The following is a 7,584-nucleotide window of genomic DNA, read 5'->3' on the forward strand; positions in this document are numbered from 1 at the left end:
AAACCCTCCCAATTATATAAACCTATTAGATCTAGGTTCTCTTGAAATGGAAGGGTTTAATCACTTTATTGCACTAACGTAAAGTGTCCCGTTAGCCATACATGCAGCGCAAGCGCCGCACCTCAGATGATGGAAGTAATTTCGTTCTTCCATGGGAGCTTAATACCTTGGCGCATAAATACGATCTGTATCGGTATCAATTATGAAATAAGATCGGTCATCATCTTCATATGGAGAAGGCATTTGCTCATACTGAAAAAGCCTGCAAAAAACTTCAGATTAGATACATGTCTAATCGGTAATAGGACCATGTTCTTGTCCAATACGGTAATCGGTACAAGTTCTTGCCCTCAGCTCGGGACCCAAACTTATACCGATAAAACTAGAAAGCCGCTAAAATAGCGACTTTCAATGGGACAATGTTCTTGTCCCTCGACAGACGATATTATTATTTCATTTTTAAACCAAGAGGAGGACATCCGACCTTTTCAAATCTGAAAAAGTCATCATCATCCATTAGGGGCTTATCAGCTTCGCATCCATTACGATGCAATGCGGATCAGAACGGTGTTCATTGTAGAAATCTACGATTTGGAATCCGCACTTATTCACATAGAAGTTAAACTTTTAAAATAAGGAGTCACAGTTTCCCAGAGCACAGTTTCCGGATACTGTGTTTCAATGGCTTTCCAAGCAGAAAGACCAATCCCCTGGCTGTGATGTTCTGGAGATACATAATTATTAAATTCATCACTCCAGCACTCATTATGCCACGTTCAAGTGATTTGTTTTTTACTGCAGAGGACAGTGTATATTTTCACTTTAAGGCTGCACCTCCTCTTGAACCGGATGAACATTTTGCAGGAAATCTACAATTTCATCCATATACCCCTTCGTCGTAATGTTCCTCGGGCCAAAGAAGCTGATCAATAACGCACGCGTCGGCGAATCGGCTGTCGAGGTGGAGAGCATGGAGTGCTCCGTGTCGGGCAGCACTTTGACTCGCAATAATTTGGATGGTGATACACGTTCTCTGTAAACCTTCTCCGTTTCCTTCACGTCTACGTTAATATCATGATCGCCGAGCATAAGCAGAACTGGGGAGCTGAAATTTGCAATATCATTTGTAGCATCGGCAGTATAGTTCTGACTTACGAACTTCCAACGTTCCTTAGACATGGCATCTTTTTGGCCCACAACACTAATATATTCATCATAAGAGCTGCCAGCCTTTAACAATGCCTTAATTCGGTTATCGTCGTTCACTTGCTTCTCAATCTCATTCAAGGATCGACCATCCTTCGCCATTTGACTACGCGTATTGTATTCTCCCTGCGTAAGCCAGTTGATTGCCGGAGAGACGAGAATGCTAAAGGCTAGCGGCTCTTTGCCGGCCAGTTTAGGAATAACCCAGCCTGCCTGGCTTGCACCCCATACACCTATTCGATTCGCGTCGATTGCTGATTGCTGTCTCGCCCAGGCCAACGCCTGCTGCGCTTCCTCCACTCGATCATCCATACTCTGGTCTAACCAGTTGCCTTCCGATCCCCCAATGCCCCTCTTGTCCAGTGAGAGCGAAGCATAACCATGCGCAGCAAGGCGTTCCCAGAGCGGTTTGTACCCGTCATCGTGTGTAGCATTTATCGGACCGTCTCCATGAATAAACAACACTAGACCAACCTTACCACTATATTTCTTAGGTAACGTTAGTACTCCCGTCAGTTTGCCTTGAGGGGTATCGATTTCCACGGCTTGTTGGACCATGTCGAAGCTGTTTTGTTGTAAAATATATGCACTAGTCCCTCCTAACAACAACAGGGTGACCAGGAGCCAAATTCCCCATTTCTTTTTCATGTTTCCTCTAGATTCCTTTCTCCGCAAGTATGCTTATCTTTCTTGAATCATGTAATTCCATTCCTGTTCGCCAAACAACCACTTCATGATTGTGCTGCGCTGAGCCTTCAACGTCCGGAATCCCATCCTATCATATAGCCGTTTGGCGCCAACGTTGCTGCCCGAAACATGCAAGCTTGCATATCGGATTCCCGGCCTTGATGCTGCTTCGCGGAGGACCCATTCCAGCATCGTTTTGCCCACGCCCGCTCCCCGAAACTTTTCATGGACTGATACGTCAGCAATGTACAATTCTCCACACCCTGGACGATGGCTCAAACATGCCAATCGCACTGCGAACCCTAACGCTTTTCTCCATCCAACTTCGCGAATCCCTTTCCACATTGAAAGCAGATCCATTACCGTTGTACTTCGACGCGGCTCACCTGACCGAGACTGAAACTGCAGGGATAGGCTTCCGATAACAGAACCTTCCTGCACGGCAACCATGCGCTGACCTTCTCCCCGTTGTTCATCTAGCACAAGAAACCTTTCTAACATCCACTGCAACTGAGCGTTATTCAGCCCTGTCCCAAGCTGTAGTTTGCTGCAAAATCCTTGTAGCAGTAGTTCGCTGACTGCAACTTTGTGCTCCTCTTTCATTCGCTCCACTTGAATGGCGGGACGGATGTTCATCGATTCTCCTCCCATTTCATTGCGCCGTTGCCGTTTCGATTAACACGGGCAAGAAGTTCGTAAAATATGCTTTCTTGGGTAAACAGAGATAGGTACGACTTTTCCACAAGGATTCGTGGTCCGGTTAGAATAAAAGAGCTGTGATCGGCGAAGGCCTGAAACTGATTGAAGTGTTGTTCTAAGTCTTCTACGCCATGTATCGTGAATCGGTAAGATAGATACTCGCCAGCTGGCAAAACTATGTCTCCCTCAATATCGTGCATTTCCGTGCACAGTAGTACGCGGTTGCCTCCCCCATACACGTAATGAATGTCTGCTTTAAACAACGCTGGCAACGTATCACTTTGCTTTGCCAACATTCGAGCATCCAGTTCCGTCTCGATGTCCGTTTCGAACCATGAAAACAGAACAAGCTGATCGCGTTGAGTAACCTGAAAGGAATCAGCCTCCTGCCCATAATGTTCTTTCTCGTCCAACACCTTACAGATAAAACCACTTAACGTTCGCAGCCTATCTATCTCGGCTTCCATCTTGGAAACAGACTGTTCAAGCAACCGCTGCATGTCGTCCGGCGTCCCTTCATCGTACCAATCCCGGATCGTTTGTACGGACAACCCCACATTACGGAGGAGCAAAATATGTGCGAGCTGGTAAATCTCGTTAATGCCATACATCCTATATTGATTGTCATCAATATAGGATGGGATAAATATGCCTTTTTTCTCAAAATAACGAATTTGATGGACGGACACGCCCATCAGTTTCGCTAACTCGCTAATTGTAATTTCCTTTTCCATCAGGTTTTCCTCCCCCAGTCTCCTTGGATACAAATTAAGCATATACCTTAGGGCAGACCTAAGGTCAAATTATCAAAGATAAAAAATAGAACTGGAAATCTACATACAGTCGTAATGTACTATCCTCTCTTAACACTATCGCTAATTCTATTTTCTACAATCAGCTACATAGATAAACCTCTTTAATTTAGAAACGATCTAATCGGTAACCGGGCTAGGTTCATGCCTTGATAAGGGACAAGGTCTTAACGATAAACCAAAAAAGCCGCTAAAATAGCGACTCTCATTGTGCTGGGCAGATATGGTATCAATGGTAGCCAGCTCTTTTCCCACGATCTATTTCTGTTGGGCGTGTATTTTGTTAAGATGGGATTTTTTAAAGACATGGAAGCGAATCTGGATCATTAGCACGATCGCTTTTCTGATTACACAGAGCAGTATGTTGTCGGCATGCTTATTCCTTTTGAGAATATATTGTGAATGAAAATTTCTTCAGTCCTAGGACAAAACGGGGGGCTATTTCGTTCCTTTGTAGCAGCCCGTCTCTTTAATCTCCGTGCTTTTCGTTTATCTACTTCGTGTACACTCATCATTGTCTAAACTCCTTTAAATATTGAATTAATCAACACAAATTAGTCTCTATTTCATTCAATTCATGTTCATCTTTATATCTAAAAGATTAATACACGATATTCGTATATTTGTTACGCTATCCTGGCCGTTAGTTCAATGAAAAAAGCAGGCTACCGTAGCTCCTGCTCATCAATGTGTATTATTCAACTAAAGTGTCCCGTTAGTTGAACAATAAACGAATAAAGTCTATAACATCATATTAGCCCTTAGGAAACGCTCGGTCTCATTAATTGTTCTTTCGTAAGGCATATTTTCATGTTGACCAAAGTTAAAAAATCCATGACCCATACCGTCAAACGAAATCAGTGTACAGTCATTATCTCTCTGTTTCAACTTCTCCACGAAGTCCTTAACTGTCTCATGTCGAACATTCTCATCCAATGTACCGTGGAATAATATAGACGGCGGCAAATCACTTCTAACATGTTGTATAAGCGAAGCATGAGAGAGGTCTTCTGCTAAGCTTGGGAACATTGTAATGAGTTGGATAGTGTCCACTCCACCGTTAAAAACAACTACAGCATTTGGAACACAACTAATTGCTAAGTCATCAGAAATATCATTAAATTGTTCCAGCATCGCACAGCAAAGGCTTAAATAACCCCCAGCAGAAGCACCTGCTACTGTAATTTTATTAGGGTCAATTCCTAATGAACTTGATTTGTTTCGGACCCATCTAATTGCTGATTTCGCATGAAGTATACAATCGATTGGTGAAAATAATCCTTCAACTTGAAGCGGTCGATATTCAACACAAACTGATACATAACCTAGTGAAGCAAAATGATTGGCATGGTTTTGAAATTGATTTGGTTTGACTTTATTGGTTGAAAATCCCGCACCATGAAAAAACAAAATTGCAGGTCGCACCTTCATAAACTCGGGATTTGCGTATATAAACAACCTCAACTGACCGTGCTCTAACGTAGTTTTATACAATTGCTCTTCAACAGGAAAACTAACCAACCGTCTCACCTTCCTCAGTGGTGTATTGGGAAATATGTTTAAAAACTTAACCATAACATAGTACCACATATTGTAAGTATCCTGCCCGATAGCTTAATAGCGAGATCAAGGCTTTTTTCCTTCATAAATACAACCAATGACCGAAATTGTAAATCCAGCGAAGAGTAAGAAAAACTCCGCACCACCAAAACTGCTCTCTGGATCCACTATCAAAATGCCCGCAAAAATCATAATGCTTATACCTAATAACATTATTTTTACTGATCTCACTGTTTGTCCTCCATTCTGTAACCTGAATTCCTTCCGGCTAATAATTTAGACGATCATAACGAGCTGTTGTTGCATTAATCTGCCCGTTAGCTTAATGAAATGCAGCCGAATCATAATTAGATTTCTATCTAATCGGCAAAGGAATCAAGTTCTTATCCTTAGCTCGGGACAAGAACTTGATTCCTTAAACTAAAAAAGACCAATATAGGTTCATAACTATTTTTTGTTCTCTGACATCACTTTTCTTTCTTTACTAAAAGGCAACTAATTGTATTGGCTGACTACCTAAGTTTAATAGAGATCGTAAAATAGATAATTTAAATAATTTAATTCAATACTCCAACTTTAATCATGGAAAGTTTCAGAACTTATATAACAAAAAAATAATAGCGTACGGAGCTGATTTGTGGATTGCATTCATGAACCCATTGTTAGAAAACACTTAAGGCATTCTTAAATGAGGACGCCGTCACATGATAAACTACCTTGGTTTCGAGATCGACAAAAAAAACGATCATATATACCTTTTCAATATTTTGGATCGGGTCATAGATCGAAATGTCACGATAAGTGCCATCGTCCGCTTTTTCATAGTAAAATTTTACGACCTCTCTGTTGCTAACATTAACTCCAGCCGATCCATATTGATGTATGATATCGGATAAGGTGCTTTCACCCAATACGATGCCTTTGTTTGTACGCAGTGAAGGAGTTATAGAGGAGGTAGCGTTTGTATCCGAATCGATACTCCAAGCATCCAACCTTCCATTAGTGTTAAAGTGTGCAGACAATAACGGATAAGTATCGAAATTAAAAATATCTTTTCCCTCAGAATCCCCAAGTTGTTCATCAACGGTTCGTTTCATATCCCCGAATCTAACGATGGGAAGATCACCGCTTCCGAATAAGTTGAAATCCTCTTGTGTAACAGGTTCTGTACTAAAATCGGTAATTACTGCGAAAGGCGTATTTGGCAAGGCGGGAAGAAGGCTACGGTCTGTAGGTGCCACTGGTCTCTCATGCATCACCAATTTGTCACGAAGGGCAAGCTGCCGTATCCACTGAAGCGCCTCTGCCCTTGAGAATGTACTATCCCCGTCAAACTGCTCCGAGGAACTTGCTTCACTATTGGCTATGCCATGTCCAATCAGGTAGGTAATAGCATCGCTACCAGTGTAGTGAACGCCTTGAGAAGCACTAATGATTTCGGCAGCGCTCAACTTCGTAATAGGCTGTAATCGCATCGAAAAATTGTTATCGCCAACTGTCGGATGGTTGAAATACCCGGCCATGTGGTAAAGATCGTCTGTCCAACTTATACTTGAAACGTATGCGTTACTTGCATTCGGCAGAGCAATGCCCATCGCTCTGTATAACATTTTGAGAAATTCAGCCTCAGTGACTACTTGGTCCGGCTTAAGGCTTTGATTCGGATAACCATAACCATGAATCACATTTTGAGCGATCCCCCATTGGAACAGGCGCTTGGCCCAGTGCTCGTTCATGCCTTCGGCTGGGATTCCTTGCCATTCCCTGATGGACACTATTTCTGTATTGTCCTGCTCCTGCGACTGTGATTCTGTTGATGCGGCCGCAGTTGTAGTACCCATTAATAATACAGCTAATAACAAGTAAATTGTCGTACGCTTGAAGCTTGCCAAACTCGATCATCCTTTCCTTCGATCAACTTGATTCTATTACCAATATATCGGTTCATCAGGTCAATTAGCTGATAGGCTTCCCATATTGGTGATACCAAGCAGAACAGGACCCGACGAAATGATTATGCTGTCACTTTGCTGCTACGGGTTGATTATTTAAAAGCAACAATTTTTCTCATGAACAGCCGATATATGAAGTAGCCTATCCGAATAAGGCATCGAAAATGATATAACCAGGCAGTTACGAGAGGAGAAACTTATGAAGTTAGTATTTGAATCAGGAAAAGGCCAATTTCGTTTTGGAGTGTTAGTTGTATGTTCTATGCTGATGCTGATCCTTGCCATATCATGGCCGGCAAGCACACACGCCAAGAGCAATGTTGCGGCGGCTTCATTTAAATTGATAGCTGCGCCCCAGTCGTTATCTCTCGTCATTGGACAGGAAACCAATCTTCCGAAAGTAAACGCCTTATATAAGGACGGCAAAATCGAGGACGTGACTGGATCCATCACGTGGCAGTCCAGTTCGGATGCGTTGATTATCAGCGGCGACAAGGTGAGCGGCAAATATGGAGCCACAGCAAAGCTGAAAGGTTCATACAATAATCAGACGGTTACCGTTCCCGTTCAGATCCAAGAGGATTTCGTGAGATATGAAACGGAGCCATCTTCCGTCACGTTAAGTGCAGGTTCCTCTAAGCCGATTAAAGTAACAGGTTATTACGCAA

General features: G+C 42.6%; 6 protein-coding genes and 3 pseudogenes. 2 read left to right on the forward strand and 7 right to left on the reverse strand.

Annotated features, from left to right (window positions below; all coding sequences use genetic code 11):
• Nucleotides 1–448 precede the first annotated feature (448 nt).
• The 4 genes and pseudogenes from BW961_RS28880 to BW961_RS28895 all read right to left on the reverse strand — a co-directional run.
• Nucleotides 449–737 (reverse strand): annotated as a pseudogene (locus tag BW961_RS28880) (hypothetical protein); the annotation flags it as partial.
• Nucleotides 738–822: 85 nt separating this feature from the next.
• Nucleotides 823–1,854 (reverse strand): alpha/beta hydrolase family protein, encoded by a 1,032-nt coding sequence (locus tag BW961_RS28885; protein ID WP_068579812.1) that lies wholly within the window; start codon nucleotides 1,852–1,854, stop codon nucleotides 823–825.
• A gap of 33 nt (nucleotides 1,855–1,887) precedes the next feature.
• Nucleotides 1,888–2,529: a GNAT family N-acetyltransferase gene (locus BW961_RS28890; protein ID WP_068579814.1), complete on the reverse strand. Its 642-nt coding sequence runs from the start codon at nucleotides 2,527–2,529 to the stop codon at nucleotides 1,888–1,890.
• On the reverse strand, nucleotides 2,526–3,326 hold the full coding sequence (locus tag BW961_RS28895) for a MerR family transcriptional regulator (RefSeq protein ID WP_068579816.1): 801 nt from the start codon (nucleotides 3,324–3,326) through the stop codon (nucleotides 2,526–2,528). The genes BW961_RS28890 and BW961_RS28895 overlap by 4 nt, the downstream gene beginning before the upstream one ends.
• A gap of 280 nt (nucleotides 3,327–3,606) precedes the next feature.
• Between BW961_RS28895 and BW961_RS32085 the strand changes: the two are divergent.
• Nucleotides 3,607–3,803, forward strand: a pseudogene (locus BW961_RS32085) (DUF418 domain-containing protein); the annotation flags it as partial.
• 342 nt (nucleotides 3,804–4,145) lie between these two features.
• Here BW961_RS32085 and BW961_RS28900 read toward each other — a convergent pair.
• The 3 genes from BW961_RS28900 to BW961_RS28905 form a co-directional block, all read right to left on the reverse strand.
• A complete protein-coding gene (locus tag BW961_RS28900; protein ID WP_170878626.1) occupies nucleotides 4,146–4,925 on the reverse strand; it encodes an alpha/beta hydrolase in 780 nt (259 codons plus the stop codon).
• A 105-nt stretch (nucleotides 4,926–5,030) separates the two neighbouring features.
• Nucleotides 5,031–5,195 (reverse strand): hypothetical protein, encoded by a 165-nt coding sequence (locus tag BW961_RS30845; RefSeq protein WP_156510090.1) that lies wholly within the window; start codon nucleotides 5,193–5,195, stop codon nucleotides 5,031–5,033.
• 431 nt (nucleotides 5,196–5,626) lie between these two features.
• Nucleotides 5,627–6,856 (reverse strand): hypothetical protein, encoded by a 1,230-nt coding sequence (locus BW961_RS28905; protein ID WP_068579817.1) that lies wholly within the window; start codon nucleotides 6,854–6,856, stop codon nucleotides 5,627–5,629.
• A gap of 259 nt (nucleotides 6,857–7,115) precedes the next feature.
• Here BW961_RS28905 and BW961_RS28910 point away from each other — a divergent pair.
• Nucleotides 7,116–7,584: pseudogene (locus tag BW961_RS28910) on the forward strand (hypothetical protein); the annotation flags it as partial.

Source organism: Paenibacillus macquariensis (assembly GCF_900156375.1).
Taxonomy (GTDB): domain Bacteria; phylum Bacillota; class Bacilli; order Paenibacillales; family Paenibacillaceae; genus Paenibacillus_AQ; species Paenibacillus_AQ macquariensis.

Bases quoted from the DNA above. Each gene is read 5' to 3' on its own strand.
- BW961_RS28890 (WP_068579814.1), bottom strand. From the start codon at position 2,529: ATGAACATCCGTCCCGCCATTCAAGTGGAGCGAATGAAAGAGGAGCAC.
- BW961_RS28895 (WP_068579816.1), bottom strand. From the start codon at position 3,326: ATGGAAAAGGAAATTACAATTAGCGAGTTAGCGAAACTGATGGGCGTG.
- BW961_RS28885 (WP_068579812.1), bottom strand. From the start codon at position 1,854: ATGAAAAAGAAATGGGGAATTTGGCTCCTGGTCACCCTGTTGTTGTTA.